This is a genomic window from Microcoleus sp. PH2017_05_CCC_O_A, from assembly GCF_020738785.1.
Taxonomy (GTDB): domain Bacteria; phylum Cyanobacteriota; class Cyanobacteriia; order Cyanobacteriales; family Microcoleaceae; genus Microcoleus.
Map to the genome: position 1 here is coordinate 16,298 of NZ_JAEQCB010000076.1, position 14,839 is coordinate 31,136.

A 14,839-nucleotide genomic window follows, 5' to 3' on the forward strand; every position below is an offset into this window, starting at 1 on the left:
GCACAAATCCTCCTTACTGCATCCGATCGATCGTCCGATACTGCACCGCCTCCCCCACGTGATTAGTCTTCAAGCTGTCATCCCCCGACAAATCCGCAATAGTCCTAGCAACCTTCAAAATGCGATCGCTAGCCCGCGCCGAAAGCCCCAATTTCCGAATCGCCATCTCCAACAAATTCCGCGAAGCATCATCCAACTGACACCATTGGTTAATGTGGCTGCTTAGCATCTGCGCGTTACACCGCAAGCCAGCTTCTGACTGAAAACGGCGAGTCGCCATCTCTCGCGCCCGCTGCACCCTCACCCGCACCGGTTCCGACTCCTCCCCCGTCGCCTGTCTGGTAATTTCCTCAGGTTTCAAACGATTAACCGCCACTTGCAAATCAATCCGATCCATCAAAGGCCCCGAAAGTTTTGCCCAATATTGTTCCCTCTTTTGGGGCGAACAAGTACACTGTTGGATCGAGTCGCCATAGTAACCGCAAGCGCAAGGATTCGTACTAGCAACTAATGTAAATTGTGCCGGAAACATCACCGATTGTCTGGTTCTAGAAATCGTCACATAACCGTCTTCTAAAGGCTGTCGCAAAAACTCCAAAACATCTCTTTTAAATTCAGTTAATTCATCCAGAAAAAGTATGCCGCGATGTGCTAAGGAAATTTCACCCGGACGCGGAAAACTGCCCCCGCCAACGAGAGAAGGCCCGGATGCTGAATGGTGAGGACTGCGAAAAGGTCGATCGCTCACCAGCATACCCTTATCCTTCAACAAACCAGCCACCGAATGAATTTGAGTCACATCCAAAGCTTCATCAAAAGTCAGCGGTGGCAAAATACCCGGCAAACGTCTCGCCAGCATCGTCTTGCCGCTTCCTGGCGGCCCCACAAAAATCAAATTGTGTCCACCGGCAGCCGCAATTTCCAAAGCCCGCCGCGCGTGAATTTGCCCCTTTACGTCTTTTAAATCTAGACCCTGAAACCTAGTTTTTCCTAACTCTTCTCTACCGTTTACTTGTATCGGTGAATAAACTTGAGGATTGTTCAAAAAATCAGTAACTGCAAATATATTTTCAAAACCGTAAACAGATATTCCTTTTACTAAAGCCGCTTCCTTTGCATTGGCTGCTGGTACAATTAACCCCGAAATACCCATTTTGGCAGCAGCAGCGGCGATCGGCAAAACCCCCGCCACAGGCCGCAAACTCCCGTCCAAAGAGAGTTCCCCCAAAAACAAATAATCTCCCAACAGCTCGGCGCTGACCTGTTCGGATGCTGCTAAAATGCCAATGGCGATCGGCAAATCAAAACTCGGGCCTTCCTTACGCAAATCCGCCGGAGTCAAATTAATCACAATACTCCGCATCGGAAAACCATATCCCGAATTTTTGAGCGTAGCCTTAACCCTTTCTTTAGCCTCTTGCACCGCCGAATCCGGCAACCCCACAACCACAATTTTCGGCAGTCCCCCCGATACATCAGCCTCCACACCCACCTTTACCGCGTCAATTCCTACGATAGATGCACTCCAAACCCTCGCAAGCATTATTTTTTATCCTCAATTTGCCTGTCTTCGATCCATCATCTATTATGATTAACAATGACTAATGAATATCAGAAGAGGCAAGAAAAACTTTTCGTTGCCTCTTCCTTTTCTCCTCTTCTCTTCCTTCTCTCCTCCTGCCTCTTCCCCCTTCCTCCCTCCCCTTGTCCCCTCCGCCTTCCCCCTTCCCTGAAAATTTATCCGTTACATCCCGTACATTGCCCGTTGCCGAACTTCGTTAACACCCATGACAACCCAAGAAACGCTTTTCAGCAAAATCATCCGCAAAGAGATTCCCGCAGACATCGTTTATGAGGACGACTTAGCCCTCGCCTTCAGAGATATCAATCCGCAAGCGCCAGTCCACATCCTCGTCATTCCCAAAAAACCTATTCCCAAATTAGCCGATGCCGAATCGGGAGATCATGCCCTCATGGGACACCTGCTGCTGACTGTAAAACGGGTAGCCGAACAACTCGGACTCAGTAACGGCTATCGCGTCGTGATTAATACCGGCAATGACGGTGGCCAAACCGTAGATCACCTGCACCTTCACATTCTCGGCGGACGGCACATGAAGTGGCCCCCAGGCTAAAGGCTAATTTTTAGGCACAATTTACGAACTCATCCTCAGAAACCCGGTTTATGGCAATTGCAAAGCGCCTTATGAACCGGGTTTTTAGTTGATGAATCCGGTTGATTGCGGATTCTGGAGAATTTAGTGCGATCGCCACATCCGTGAGAACATAAATAACTTCTTGAATAGAGCCGATACTCCTCAAGCATCAATGATTTGATTCTCGTTCTACAACCGTCAACAGTCAACCGTCAACAGTCAACTGTCAACAGTCAATCCACCTAGGATATGTAAACAAATATTAAAATTCATCTGCTCAATCGCCAATTAAGATATGTTTAACTATAAAGAAGTTTGACCTCAACAAAAATAATTTGACTTAACTGCTGAACCAACCTACAGAATAAAGATTCAGCTCTTCTGCCCGCTTTATTTTAACCGTATTTATTCTGTAATATTACTTTGCAAACAGCCACAAAAATTCATCAAGAATCAAGTTATGTAAAGGATTATAAATTTATTCAAATATAAGCACTAATCCCTTTGCAAACTGTTGTGAATAGTGTTACTAATATAAGCGTGGAGATTTCCACAACAGAACGTTGAAAATTCAATTAAGCAATCATAAAACAAATGACAACAACCGTACAGCGTCGCGAAAGCGGCAACGTTTGGGAACGGTTCTGCGAGTGGGTAACTAGCACCGATAACCGGATTTATGTTGGTTGGTTTGGGACAATCATGATCCCAACTCTGCTGACCGCAACCACCTGCTACATCATTGCCTTTGTAGCAGCTCCTCCTGTGGATATTGACGGCATCCGCGAACCAGTTGCTGGTTCCTTGATGTTCGGCAATAACCTGATCAGTGGTGCTGTTGTTCCTTCGTCTAATGCGATCGGGCTTCACTTCTATCCCATCTGGGAAGCAGCCTCTTTAGACGAATGGTTGTACAACGGCGGCCCTTACCAGCTCGTCATTTTCCACTTCCTCATCGGCATTTTTTGCTACATGGGCCGCCAGTGGGAACTGAGCTATCGCTTAGGAATGCGTCCTTGGATCTGCGTAGCCTACTCTGCACCTGTGGCATCTGCTACCGCAGTATTTTTGATTTACCCGATCGGGCAAGGCAGCTTTTCTGACGGAATGCCCCTGGGTATCAGCGGCACATTCAACTTCATGATCGTGTTCCAAGCCGAGCACAACATCCTAATGCACCCCTTCCATATGTTGGGAGTTGCTGGTGTCTTCGGCGGTGCTTTGTTTTCTGCCATGCACGGTTCTTTAGTAACATCTTCTTTGGTTCGCGAGACAAGTGAAAGCGAATCGCTAAACTACGGTTACAAATTTGGTCAAGAAGAAGAAACCTACAACATCGTTGCAGCCCACGGCTACTTCGGTCGTTTGATCTTCCAATATGCAAGTTTTAACAACAGCCGTTCCTTGCACTTCTTATTAGGTGCGTGGCCAGTTGTCGGCATCTGGTTTACCGCTTTAGGTATTTCCACGATGGCGTTTAACCTCAACGGTTTCAACTTCAATCAATCGATTATCGACTCCCAAGGTCGCGTCATCAATACTTGGGCTGATGTCATCAACCGCGCCAACTTGGGTATGGAAGTTATGCACGAGCGCAACGCTCACAACTTCCCCCTCGACTTGGCCGCCGGTGCTGTCACCCCAGTAGCATTGGTTGCTCCTTCCATCAACGGCTAAATTTAGCTGTTGATTAATAAAAAGCGCTCTCTCCAAATGAGGGCGCTTTTTGTTTTGGAAAGCATAAATTAAGAGATTTATTTTTGATATTGTTTCCGCTACACTGACCAGAATCAAATTGGTTTGTAGTGAGGACTTTAGTCCTTTCTTGGATGCAGACTAAAGTCCTCACTACAAACCTTTATGATATGATATATTGATTAAGAATTATTATAGCCTTTATCAAAAAGGTGAGGTATGACTGACAGGTTATATAACCACTGAAACCAAGAGGGCTGAAGCCCAACAACGTACCTTATCTTTCTGAGAACCGCTATATATTTAATTGGTAATCATCAAAGTGGCGATATTTAAAAGACTTACATTTGAAAAACTCGCGGTTGAGAAATCTCAAATATTCGGCGGGGCGATCCTCTTCGAGGGCTTCGCTAACGCATTTTTCAGCGGCATTTTGATGGCATTGACAACAGCACCATTCAATGCTTGGCTATTGGCTTGGGTAGCATTAGCACCCCTGTGGGTTTTGGTTGTCAGTTATGAACGAGCAATAATCACAGAAAAAAAACAAAAAGTTCTTCCTTCTTTCCTATTCATTCTTCCTGCTTCCTTCTTCCTTCTTCCTGCTCTCTGGGGAATCGGCTATCACGGATTAGCCATATCTTGGATTATGGGAATACACCCAATGACTTGGTTGGGAGTTCCTTGGTGGCCCAGTTTGGCGATCGCACTTTTTTGCTGGGCATTCATCACCCTCTGGGGAGCCGGATTAGTCACTGTTTGGGCGTGGCTATTTATAATTCTCAACTCCCTCACTTTACCACGCAAAAATCCTCTTCTTATTCTTAACTCCCCCCCTTTACAAGGGGGGGCAGGGGGGGGTAGATCTAAATTATCAGGGTTGGCCCGCGTGTTAATTGGTACAGCTTTGTGGTGCGCCTTAGAAAGTATTTGGAGTATGGGTTCGCTGTGGTGGACATCACTATCATACACCCAAAGCCCGCACAACTTAGCCATATTGCACCTCGGTCAACTCTCCGGGCCCAGCGCAGTAACAGCGGCAATTGTAGCAGTAAATGGCTTAATTGCTGAAGCTTTTATCGCAGGAAGAAGGAAGAAGGAAGAGGGAAGTTCGGCAACGAGCAATGTACGGGATGTAACGGATGGGAGGAAGGAGGAGGGAAGAAAGAAGAAGGGAGAAGGAAGATGGAAGAAGTGGGTTGCTTATATTTTGCCTGCGGGTTTATTTTTAGTTTTGCATATTGTCGGCTGGAGTTTGTACAATCGCCCGTTAATTCAAGAGGCGGGAACAGGATTAAAAATTGGGATTATTCAAGGCAATATTCCTAACGAGATTAAGTTTGACTCAGGTGGTTGGCGGCGCGCTTTGGAAGGTTACACGGCTGGATATAAGGAGTTAGCTGACAGAGGAGTAGATGCTGTGTTGCTTCCAGAGACGGCTTTGCCTTTTATCTGGACAAACGAGTATCAACGTTCTACTCTTTCTTTTTACCAAGCGATTCTCCAACGCGGTGTTCTGGCTTGGGTTGGAGGATTCGGACAGGAAGGAGATAGCATGACTAATAGCTTATTGGCGATCGACAAAACAGGAGAAATTGTCAGCCGGTATGATAAACTCAAGCTAGTGCCCTTAGGCGAATACATCCCTTTTTACGAAATCTTAGGCGGCATTATTAATCGGCTGTCTCCCTTAGATACTCATTTAGTACCAGGGAACTCAAAACAATGGTTTAATACGCCGTTTGGCCACGCTATTGTCGGAATTTGTTACGATTCAGCGTTTGCTGAAGTTTTCCGATATCAGGCGGCAAATGGAGGTGAATTTATACTCACAGCTTCCAACAATGCCCATTACAAACCGCCAATGCTGGCTCAGCATCACGCTTTGGATGTGATGCGGGCCATTGAAACTGATAGATGGGCTGCGATCGCAACTAATACAGGTTATTCTGCTTTTGTAAATCCTCGCGGCGAGACGATTTGGAAGTCTGGAATTAATACCTATGAAGTCCGAGATGCTACTATTTATCGGCGGCAAACTCGGACTTTGTACGTGCGGTGGGGAGATTGGCTGACGCCTTTATTGTTGGTTTTAGCTGGGTTAATGTGGTTAATTGCTAGAAATTAACGTTAGGCGGAAGCTATAGCATTTCGATCTCCATATGAGGTACTCATGGGCATAGGGCATAGGGCATGAGTTACTGGTTATTGGTTATTAGAACGAACAAGAAACATAAGACAAATAAGCTCCGAGGCATTTAAATTGCACGTCCGAATAAAGTTAAACTTTTGTGGGGCGGGAATCCTGCCCGCCGTAAAAATACAATTTAAATGCACAAAAGCGTAACCAATCACCAATGACTAACGATCGACAACCAATGACCAATAACCAATAACTAATAACCAATAACCAATAACCAATGACTAATCACTAATGACTTTAATGCTCTTTTGCCCGAGCATGAACGCTAGGAGATAAAGTAATTAAATCGTTGATATTGCGCTGCATAGTAGCACAAATATTATCCAAAGGCAAATCATTGGCATCGTGTCCAAAAGGATTTTCAATTTCAATGCCGATTTCTTCGATACCGAACAAAGCAAAACTAATTAAAGCTACCACAGGGCCTGTCCCCCAAGTTAACTCCTTCACCATTTGAAAAGGCAGTGCCAAGCAGTAAAGCAAGAGTAGCTGTTTGAGATGAATCGCGTAAGCAAGAGGCATCGGAGTTCTCAAAATCCGCTCGCAACCGCTCAAGGCCTCAATCATGTTATTTACTAACTGATTCATCGCAGTTAGCCGATAGACATCGAGGTTATTTGCCTCGTACTGTATCGTCAAATAATCCCCAATCCAAAAAGCAATTTCGAGGGGAGGATTGTTCATCTTTTTGAGATTCTCATACTGTTGGGGTAGTACGTAAGGCTCTATTTCTGAGCTAATTGGTTCTTGGCGCAAGTGCAATTTCATTGCTATGGCAAAAGCCACTAATAATCGCAAAGTAGACTTTTTTTTCGCTAAATCATCCGGTTCTCGATCGCTAATAGATACCCAGATTTGACGTGCCAAATTTCTGACTGCAATAATTAAGGTTCCCCAGCACCTCCGGCCTTCCCAAAATCGATCGTAAGCTGTATTTGTCCGAAACACTAACAATAAGCCGAGGACTATACTGGGAACAATGCTTGATAGGATGGGCAAGGATACTGGGAAGTTAAAAAAGTACAGTACCGAAATCAACAACCCAAAACTAGCGCACAGCATGACGCGGCGCCAAATGAAAAAAATGATCGACCCTTGAAACTGGAAGGCAACTTTAAACCAGGGCCGCTTTTCTGTAATCATCACAATCTCCTGTTAAAATAAAATCCAGCACTGGGGACTGTATGGGCGTGACAAATGCCTGCTAGACATTGTTTTCAGATGCGATCGCACTTTCACCGAATAGCAAGGGTTTGAAGCCCTTACTCAGGTCGGCAGATTGTGATAAGAACCGAGTTTAAATCTCCGTTATTATCACTTCGCTGTCAACTGTCAACTGTCAACTGTCAACTGTTCACCACGCTGCTTTTATCCGCACAACCTTCGGATTTTACCGAAAAAACTCATCTTTGCGATCGATCGCCAATCTAATATTGATTTCATTAGACACTTAATTAGGTAAGATTGGTTATGTATCTTTAGACCTCAGCTTCCGTGCCAGAGCTACCGACATCTGTACCCCCGCATTCTCCCCGATTGCCGAACCAACGGTGGCAAATTTATTCGCCTCAACCACAGCAAGCCGAACAGTTTGCCAATGAAATCGGTTTGTCATGCTTGCTAGCACAGGTACTTATTAATCGCGGTATCGATTCTCTCGAAGAAGTGCAAGGGTTTATCGAACCGGAATCTCTGGTTTTGCCGGCGCCACTGGATGAATTTCCCGATTTGGCTGCGAGTGTCAAATTGTTGCGGGAAGCGATTTCGACAGGCCAGAAAATTGCGATTTGCGGCGACTACGATGCTGATGGAATGACGAGCACGGCTTTGTTGCTGCGAGCTCTGAGGGCTTTGGGCGCGAATGTTGATTATGCGATTCCCAGCCGGATGCACGAAGGTTACGGGATTAACGATCGCATTGTAGAAGAATTTCATGCCGAAGGTGTGGCTCTGATTCTGACGGTAGACAACGGGATTGCAGCCTATGGCCCAGTTGACAGAGCACGAGAACTCGGTGTAAAAGTTATTATTACAGACCACCACGATTTGCCACCAAAACTGCCCCCGGCTGATGCTATTCTCAACCCAAAATTAATTGCAGAATCTTCGCCTTATCGGGGTTTGGCTGGGGTAGGTGTTGCCTATGTTTTGGCGATTACTTTGGCTCAAGATTTGAAGAAAGTTGGCGGCTTGGTGAATCCGCTGCTGGAATTATTTACCTTGGGAACTATTGCAGATTTGGCGCCTCTGACAGGAGTTAACCGCCGCTGGGTAAAGCGGGGTTTGCGACTTTTGCCTCACTCGCAATTAGCCGGAGTTCAAGCTTTGATTCAGGTGGCGGGAGTGCAGGCGGCAAATGCGGAAAGTTTACCTCTTTTTAATTCAAAAACTCAAGCTAACAATACCTTAAAGCCTGAAGATATTGGTTTTCGGCTGGGCCCGCGGATTAATGCTGTGGGGCGGCTGGCTGACCCTCAAATTGTGATAGAGTTGCTCACAACGGACGATCGCGAATTGGCACTCAAAAACGCGATGCAGTGCGAACAAATCAATCAGCGCCGTCAGGAGTTGTGTCAGGAAATTGAGCAGGAAGCGATTGCTTGGTGCGAGAAAAGTGCGCTCAATTTACAGCAGGAACGAGTTTTAGTTGTCGTGCAGCCCGGTTGGCACCACGGGGTGATTGGGATTGTAGCATCTCGGTTGCTCGAACGTTACGGCGTACCCGTTTTTATCGGTACTTTTGAGGATGAGGGTGGCGAAACGGGTAATATCATCCGGGGTTCGGCGAGGGGAATTCCTGAATTTAATGTATTTGACGGGCTAAATTTTTGCGCTGATTTATTAACTAAATTTGGTGGACATAAGGCGGCTGGCGGTTTTTCGATGCCTGCCAAGAATCTCGAACAATTCCGCAAGCAACTGTCAATTTTTGCGAATCAATGTTTGCAGCCGGAACACCTCAAGCCGTTGGTTTCAGTAGATGTGCGAGCGGATTTGGCTGAGATTAATCTTGACCTTTACCGACAAATTGATGCTCTAGAACCTTGCGGGATTGAAAATAAGGCTCCTGTATTTTGGACGCCTAATGTTTGTATTACTGAACAAAAAATTGTTGGTAAGGGAGGTCATGTTAAACTAACTGCAACTCAAGATGAAAAAGGTTCGGCTAGTTTGAAGGGGATTGCGTGGCGTTGGGGCGAATATTTTCCGTTGCCTCGGCGGGTTGATATTGCTTACCGCTTGCGGGAAAATAGTTTTAATGGCAAGACTTCGGTTGAGTTGGAATTGTTGGGTGTCCGCTTAGTGGCCAGTGCTGCTAGTTCGAGGCCGTCGGTGTTTGGAAAAGTTGAGTTTGATTATTGCGATCGCACTTATTCTTGTAGTCTGTCTCCCGCCGGTTCTCAAGAGGAATTGAGAATTCGCAATTCTCAAGGGCAAGTTTTGGTTGTTGAACCTGGACAAAGCATGGGTTTGTTGGGTAACTCCCGCCAGGATGCTAGGGAAGTCGATGTATCTCTACCTTTTTTCGAGAATTTGATTCAAACGGCTAAACACGCCCTCGGTATTTGATCTTCAGTTGACAGTTGACAGTTGACAGTTGACAGCTACCTCTACCTGGAAGTCCGAGGATTGAAGCAATGAATAGTCTTATTTTAATTTCTCCCTCACTCGTGTTCCGGCTTTCAACCAATTCTTTCTGGTAAACCTAATTCATCGGGGTGAAATTTAGGGAAAATTCGCCCGCACAAAAACAGGTACAAGCCCCCAACACGAAGGTTAGGATCGAATCGACAATTTGAGACCAAAATTCAACCTCGCAGATTTACTGCGCTGCAAGTCAATAGACAAGATTGCAAAAGTCCTTTTAATCAAATTTTGGGACGGGCTAGAAGCCCATCCCACAAGAAAAAAGATTTTTGTGGGATGGGCTTCTAGCCCGTCCTAACTATAGAAGTCTAATTTACAATCTAAAATCTCAAATTGACTTGAGTGGCGATCGATCTTTGGGAATTTTGAATTTTAAATTATCCAAAACTTCCAAGTATCGATCGCCAGCCGTGGTATAATTACAGGTCGCCGCCTTTAGCTGCCAACAGAAAAATCACGATCGGGCCAGAAAGCACGACTGCTGCCAGTAAAGCTACCTGAACAATAAGTTGCAAGTTTACAGGGCCTCCGCCGTTAAAAAGATCCGTTATAAAGTCCATGTGTCCTCCTGACTGTAGTGAGTAAGTCTAGATTGATGAGAAAATCCGCTTCTGATTTTACCGGGCGATCGGCCCTCTTTTTTAAGGAAGTTTACAAAATTCAACAAAATGTAAAGAACGATCGACCTGCGGGCGATCGCAAATTCGGCTAAAAAACCCTGAGTTTGGGCGATCGCAATTAGTCCGGTTCATCGATCGGCCTGCTTGGAGGCAAACCTGCCCGAAAAATCAACTCAGCAGTCAACCTCAATTCTGGGAAAGCCAGCGATTCAACAGTGTCATCGCCCCGAAACTGCTTTACCTGGTACTCCCCATCTACTAACTGGCAAACTGAAAGGGTGGGTTGTTTGGGATTCCCAATGAACTTGCGGCCACCTAAACCCAAATAGTCCACAATCCAGTATTCAGGGATGCCAATTTCTTCGTAATCAGCAAATTTGAAATGGTAATCATCTCGCCAGTTCGTGCTGACGACCTCTACAGCCAGAGGACAATTACATCGGGCTGATAACCAGCCTCATCGCGAGTGGGTTTAAGCAGGCAGTCACCAGGGATGCAGTAAGGTAATTCGCGTCGGTCAATTTCAACTCCTACTTTTAAGCTGATAAAACCTGTAACACCGGAATGGCGGCCAGTTCCTAGAGGCATTTCGACAATTACTCCATTGTGTAGTTCGTAGCGGTGAACTGAGTTCTCTGGATACCAGGCTGCGAACTCATCAAAAGTGACTGTTTTGGGGATTGTTTGGGCTTGGATCATGGTGTTGTTCCTCCTTTGCTAGATTTATACTAGATATTAGCCAGCTTCCTTACTTTCCTTGCCCCGCTTAGCTTTGGTAGTTGGCGGGGGTTTGGTTTATGTGAGTCCGGAGCTATCAGGTTCACTCGGAGGTGCGCTGGCTGGATCTGACGATCGTTTATTCCTCTCTATCAAGGCTTTCTTGACCAAGACAAGAACCAGTTGAGGAATGGAACGAAATTCAGAATCAGCCCAAATTTTTAACTCCTTGTACTCGTCAAAGTCAAAGCTGATGGTAGTTCTTGGTCGCTTGGTAGCCATATCGCGCGGTTGTCTATACATATCAACATTATCCGCGACTGTCTACCGAGGCTTCAATTTACCATCAGGTACATCATACTTGACAAGTGATGTACTTGTAGATTTTGATAAAGCTCACAGCCAAAAAAGAGCCAGCCCCAAGCATAAAACAGTCATCCGTACAGGAACCAGGGCTGGATGCCTTTACCGGAGAGTGTTCGCAATCAAAAATCGAACCGTCTTTTCGCGAACTCCTTCTGCGGCGCTGGCACTTGGTATACTTGAAAGGCTTTAATCTCTCTTAAAGTTGGGCATTTTCCAGATAATGCTCCAAATCTAAAATCTAAAATCTAAAATCTAAAATCAAATTATGGCTACTTGGCGTTGCGTAAAGCAGTGCGGTGCTTGTTGTTACCTAGAACCAACAGAGCGCCCTGACCTGGACGAGTATTTATCTACCGAGCAATTGGCGCTCTACTTGAGCTTAGTGGGAGATGACGGTTGGTGTATAAACTTTGACAAAGAAACGAGGGAATGCGGAATTTATGCCGATCGCCCGCGCTTTTGTCGGGTAGACGAGGAAGTGTTTCAGGATATGTACGGGATTGAGCCTGCTGAGTTGAACGATTTTGCGATCGACTGCTGTTTGGAGCACATTGAAGATATGTATGGCGATCGATCTTTGGAGATGATTCGCTTCAACTCTGAAGTTGGAACGATCGCCTTACCCGACAATTAACCGACTTGATGTCCCTGTGGGCTTTGTGCTTCCGAAGCATTTTTCGAGATCGTATTTCAATCTCAAACCTAAAATCTCAAACCTAAAATCTAAAATCCTCTCCAGGTCGATCGCTCCAGAGAGTGTAAAAATAGACAAATCAAGGAAATATCGCGCAGTTGAGTTGAGCCATGAGCAATCGAGAGGGTTTTACAGGCGGATTTATTGCGGGAGCCGCAGTTGGGGGCTTGGTAGGGGCAGTTTTGGGTGCGGTGCTGTCGAGGCGCGCTGCTGAAGCTTTGCTGAGCGATCCTTCCGATGCCAAGACCAGAAAGATGCGCCAGAGGAAAGCCAGCCAACTCGAAGCCGAAGGGATGGAAGTAGCAAGGCTGAGTTTGGAAGATAAAATTGCCCAGCTAAATCAGGCAATTGATGACGTGCGGCTGCAACTCGGCGATGTCAACGGGAACGCGCCAGCCCACAACAGCGAGGGTTCGATCGCCCCTGACTCCTGAATAAGATTGAAGATTTTAGAGCAGTCGGGGAGTAGAATGCGGGCGATCGACCAACTGTCGCACATTTCTCTGTTCAACTTTCCCATTAAAAACCAAGGCAAAAGTAAAAAGGAACCACAAAATTGCTCAGCCTCTACCCTCAGTGCCTTCCCTCTTCCGCAGCTATGCTAAACTCAAAGTTAAAGTGTCTGTAAACTTTACTCAAACGACAACCAAAATTTATGAGTTATTCAATAGGCCTTTTGGCAAACACGCTAGCGACATTTCTGCAAATCTATCTAGTCCTGATGATTATTAGGGTACTGTTAAGCTGGTTCCCCAACATCAATTGGTACGACCCCCCGTTTTCGATTTTGAGTCAGTTAACAGATCCTTACCTCAATCTCTTCCGCTCAATTATTCCCCCCTTGGGAGGTATTGACTTTTCTCCAATGATTGCGTTTTTTGTACTTCAGTTTGGCTCGCAATTTCTGATCGGTCTTTTGGGCAGCTTGCAAACCGCTTTTTAGTTATCAGAAAAATAGGGTTTAAAACTTCCCCCTTATAGGGGGAATTTACATTTATAGCCGTTCTCGAAAAAGTGAGGTATGCCCTATGCCCTATGCCCTATGCCCTATGCCCTATGCCCATGAGCACCTCATATTTCGCTCGAAAGGCTATAGTTTCACTAACGGCGAACCACGCCAGTAAAACCTGTAGCTTTAAACTGCTTGAGCTGCAAAGGTGTTCGTTGATTGGCTGCAACCGAAATTCTGAGCTGAAAATCGCTAATTCCGGGAGGAACTTCTTCGATAGAACCTAAGCGAGTCCGGTTTTGCATCACTGGATTTTCATCTGCATCATAAATACGACCGAAAATATCAGCATCAAAAACAGGTTTGCCGCTAGTATTTTCAGCTTTCCCAGTAATCAAAAAGCAATTAGCTTCCATAGAACTGCCGCTGGTGACTGTTCCTTCTGCCATTTCTGCGGGACATTCGTGATAGGAAAGATCGGAAAGTTTAATCTGTGTGGTAGCCCAAGCTGGTGGAGTGAATACCAAACTCAAAATTGCGATCGCCCAAGTGGCAAAAAGAAGACTGATAGCTCGAAATTTCATAACAATTGCAGCGTAAATATATTTTACTCAGCTTAGCGCGAATTCAAGGTCAAATTCTTAACCTCCTCCGGGAAACAGCACTGCCGTGTCCGGCTCCAGGAGGAGACGGCATTAGTCTAAACCTAAATGCTGGCGCAAGGCTTGGCGCATTACATCCACAGGGACATATTCTGTGTCCAGCCAAATTTTCAAGGCTGCTGCTCCTTGTTGAACTAGCATTTCTAGTCCGTCAATCGGTATTGCACCGCGAAGCTGTGCATCTTTGAGCAACTGAGTAGGATTCGGGGTGTAAATCAGATCGTAAACGATCGCACCTGCGGAAATTCGATCGAGCGCAGCAGCAGCAACCGGCGACTTTTCCCCGTGCGGGTGCATTCCCACAGGAGTTGTATTCACCAGCAAATCGGCCTGCGAAATCAACATTGACAAATTATCCCAAGTATGCACCTGCAAATTCTGCATCGGCATCGGAGAATTCACCCAACTCTGTTGAAATTCCGCTAAATTGGGGGCGTTGCGGCCGACAACGTGAATCTCTGCAAATCCCAATTGAGCGCATCCAGCCACAACAGCCCTCGCCGCCCCGCCATTCCCCAAAATTACCGCTACTTTCTGACTCCAATCGGAACCCCCCCTAGCCCCCCCTTGGTAAGGGGGGGGACAGGATTCCAAAGCTCCCTCTTGGTAAGGGGGCGGACAGGATTCGACAACCCTATTGCTAATTTCTAAGGTATAGCTTGCCTCTTGCTCCCCCCCTTGGCAAGGGGGGGTTGGGGGGGGTGAATTTGGCTCTTGGCAAGGGGGGGTTGGAAGGGTTAGCAACGGCGCGAGAAAGCCTTCTACGTCGGTATTTGTGCCGCACCAACCTTTGTCAGTGCGGTAGACGGTGTTGACTGCGCCGATCGCCCTAGCAATGGGAGAAACCTCCGCCAGCAGCGGTAAGATTGCCTGTTTGTGAGGAATCGTGATGCTAAATCCCCGAAGGTCGATCGCGGCAAATCCTGCCAGCGCAGCCTTTAAATCCTCTGGTTTTACCGGAAACGGCAGGTAAACAAAATCGACACCCAAGTGAGAAATGGCAGCATTGTGCATCACCGGGGACAGAGAATGTGCGATCGGATGACCAATTACTCCGAGCAGTTTAGTAGTGCCTTTAATCATTTTTGTTATTTGTTATTTGTTACTTGTTATTTGTTATTTGTTATTT

13 protein-coding genes and 1 pseudogene are annotated in these 14,839 nt (G+C 46.2%); 7 read left to right on the forward strand and 7 right to left on the reverse strand.

Features of this window, described 5'->3' with window-relative positions:
• Positions 1 to 13: 13 nt before the first annotated feature.
• Entirely contained in the window at positions 14 to 1,543 is a 1,530-nt protein-coding gene (locus tag JGK20_RS18615; RefSeq protein ID WP_293190961.1) for a YifB family Mg chelatase-like AAA ATPase, read from the reverse strand.
• Positions 1,544 to 1,787: 244 nt separating this feature from the next.
• Between JGK20_RS18615 and JGK20_RS18620 the strand changes: the two genes are divergently transcribed.
• The 3 genes from JGK20_RS18620 (at position 1,788) to lnt (ending at position 5,979) form a co-directional block, all read left to right on the forward strand.
• On the forward strand, positions 1,788 to 2,135 hold the full coding sequence (locus tag JGK20_RS18620; protein WP_293180488.1) for a histidine triad nucleotide-binding protein: 348 nt from the start codon (positions 1,788 to 1,790) through the stop codon (positions 2,133 to 2,135).
• A gap of 615 nt (positions 2,136 to 2,750) precedes the next feature.
• Entirely contained in the window at positions 2,751 to 3,833 is a 1,083-nt protein-coding gene (psbA, locus tag JGK20_RS18625; RefSeq protein WP_293180485.1) for a photosystem II q(b) protein, read from the forward strand.
• A 454-nt stretch (positions 3,834 to 4,287) separates the two neighbouring features.
• Positions 4,288 to 5,979, forward strand: a complete 1,692-nt coding sequence (lnt, locus tag JGK20_RS18630) for an apolipoprotein N-acyltransferase (protein ID WP_293197049.1) — start codon at positions 4,288 to 4,290, stop codon at positions 5,977 to 5,979.
• A 312-nt stretch (positions 5,980 to 6,291) separates the two neighbouring features.
• Here the strand turns inward: lnt and JGK20_RS18635 are convergent, their stop codons facing one another.
• Positions 6,292 to 7,197, reverse strand: a complete 906-nt coding sequence (locus JGK20_RS18635; protein ID WP_293197036.1) for a bestrophin family ion channel — start codon at positions 7,195 to 7,197, stop codon at positions 6,292 to 6,294.
• Between the two features lie 351 nt (positions 7,198 to 7,548).
• Between JGK20_RS18635 and recJ the strand changes: the two genes are divergently transcribed.
• A complete protein-coding gene (recJ, locus tag JGK20_RS18640; RefSeq protein WP_293231692.1) occupies positions 7,549 to 9,624 on the forward strand; it encodes a single-stranded-DNA-specific exonuclease RecJ in 2,076 nt (691 codons plus the stop codon).
• A 497-nt stretch (positions 9,625 to 10,121) separates the two neighbouring features.
• Here the strand turns inward: recJ and JGK20_RS18645 are convergent, their stop codons facing one another.
• The 3 genes and pseudogenes from JGK20_RS18645 to JGK20_RS18655 form a co-directional block, all read right to left on the reverse strand.
• On the reverse strand, positions 10,122 to 10,262 hold the full coding sequence (locus JGK20_RS18645) for a photosystem II reaction center protein Ycf12 (RefSeq protein ID WP_293180474.1): 141 nt from the start codon (positions 10,260 to 10,262) through the stop codon (positions 10,122 to 10,124).
• A 178-nt stretch (positions 10,263 to 10,440) separates the two neighbouring features.
• Positions 10,441 to 11,021, reverse strand: a pseudogene (locus tag JGK20_RS18650) (Uma2 family endonuclease).
• Positions 11,022 to 11,117: 96 nt separating this feature from the next.
• A complete protein-coding gene (locus tag JGK20_RS18655) occupies positions 11,118 to 11,342 on the reverse strand; it encodes a hypothetical protein (RefSeq protein ID WP_325315843.1) in 225 nt (74 codons plus the stop codon).
• A gap of 328 nt (positions 11,343 to 11,670) precedes the next feature.
• Here JGK20_RS18655 and JGK20_RS18660 point away from each other — a divergent pair, with 328 nt between their 5' ends.
• The 3 genes from JGK20_RS18660 (at position 11,671) to JGK20_RS18670 (ending at position 13,042) form a co-directional block, all read left to right on the forward strand.
• Positions 11,671 to 12,039 (forward strand): YkgJ family cysteine cluster protein, encoded by a 369-nt coding sequence (locus JGK20_RS18660; RefSeq protein ID WP_293180468.1) that lies wholly within the window; start codon positions 11,671 to 11,673, stop codon positions 12,037 to 12,039.
• Positions 12,040 to 12,209: 170 nt separating this feature from the next.
• Positions 12,210 to 12,533, forward strand: a complete 324-nt coding sequence (locus JGK20_RS18665; protein ID WP_293197038.1) for a hypothetical protein — start codon at positions 12,210 to 12,212, stop codon at positions 12,531 to 12,533.
• 221 nt (positions 12,534 to 12,754) lie between these two features.
• Entirely contained in the window at positions 12,755 to 13,042 is a 288-nt protein-coding gene (locus JGK20_RS18670; RefSeq protein ID WP_293180462.1) for a YggT family protein, read from the forward strand.
• Positions 13,043 to 13,200: 158 nt separating this feature from the next.
• Here the strand turns inward: JGK20_RS18670 and JGK20_RS18675 are convergent, their stop codons facing one another.
• Both JGK20_RS18675 and JGK20_RS18680 read right to left on the reverse strand, forming a co-directional pair.
• On the reverse strand, positions 13,201 to 13,632 hold the full coding sequence (locus tag JGK20_RS18675) for a hypothetical protein (protein WP_293180459.1): 432 nt from the start codon (positions 13,630 to 13,632) through the stop codon (positions 13,201 to 13,203).
• A gap of 111 nt (positions 13,633 to 13,743) precedes the next feature.
• Positions 13,744 to 14,793 carry a shikimate dehydrogenase gene (locus tag JGK20_RS18680; protein WP_293231694.1) on the reverse strand — a complete coding sequence of 350 codons (1,050 nt, stop codon included), beginning with the start codon at positions 14,791 to 14,793 and terminating at the stop codon, positions 13,744 to 13,746.
• Positions 14,794 to 14,839: the final 46 nt, after the last annotated feature.

Bases quoted from the DNA above. Each gene is read 5' to 3' on its own strand.
- JGK20_RS18615 (WP_293190961.1), bottom strand. From the start codon at position 1,543: ATGCTTGCGAGGGTTTGGAGTGCATCTATCGTAGGAATTGACGCGGTA.
- JGK20_RS18620 (WP_293180488.1), top strand. From the start codon at position 1,788: ATGACAACCCAAGAAACGCTTTTCAGCAAAATCATCCGCAAAGAGATT.
- psbA (WP_293180485.1), top strand. From the start codon at position 2,751: ATGACAACAACCGTACAGCGTCGCGAAAGCGGCAACGTTTGGGAACGG.
- lnt (WP_293197049.1), top strand. From the start codon at position 4,288: ATGGCATTGACAACAGCACCATTCAATGCTTGGCTATTGGCTTGGGTA.
- JGK20_RS18635 (WP_293197036.1), bottom strand. From the start codon at position 7,197: ATGATTACAGAAAAGCGGCCCTGGTTTAAAGTTGCCTTCCAGTTTCAA.
- JGK20_RS18645 (WP_293180474.1), bottom strand. From the start codon at position 10,262: ATGGACTTTATAACGGATCTTTTTAACGGCGGAGGCCCTGTAAACTTG.
- JGK20_RS18655 (WP_325315843.1), bottom strand. From the start codon at position 11,342: ATGTATAGACAACCGCGCGATATGGCTACCAAGCGACCAAGAACTACC.
- JGK20_RS18660 (WP_293180468.1), top strand. From the start codon at position 11,671: ATGGCTACTTGGCGTTGCGTAAAGCAGTGCGGTGCTTGTTGTTACCTA.
- JGK20_RS18665 (WP_293197038.1), top strand. From the start codon at position 12,210: ATGAGCAATCGAGAGGGTTTTACAGGCGGATTTATTGCGGGAGCCGCA.
- JGK20_RS18670 (WP_293180462.1), top strand. From the start codon at position 12,755: ATGAGTTATTCAATAGGCCTTTTGGCAAACACGCTAGCGACATTTCTG.
- JGK20_RS18675 (WP_293180459.1), bottom strand. From the start codon at position 13,632: ATGAAATTTCGAGCTATCAGTCTTCTTTTTGCCACTTGGGCGATCGCA.
- JGK20_RS18680 (WP_293231694.1), bottom strand. From the start codon at position 14,793: ATGATTAAAGGCACTACTAAACTGCTCGGAGTAATTGGTCATCCGATC.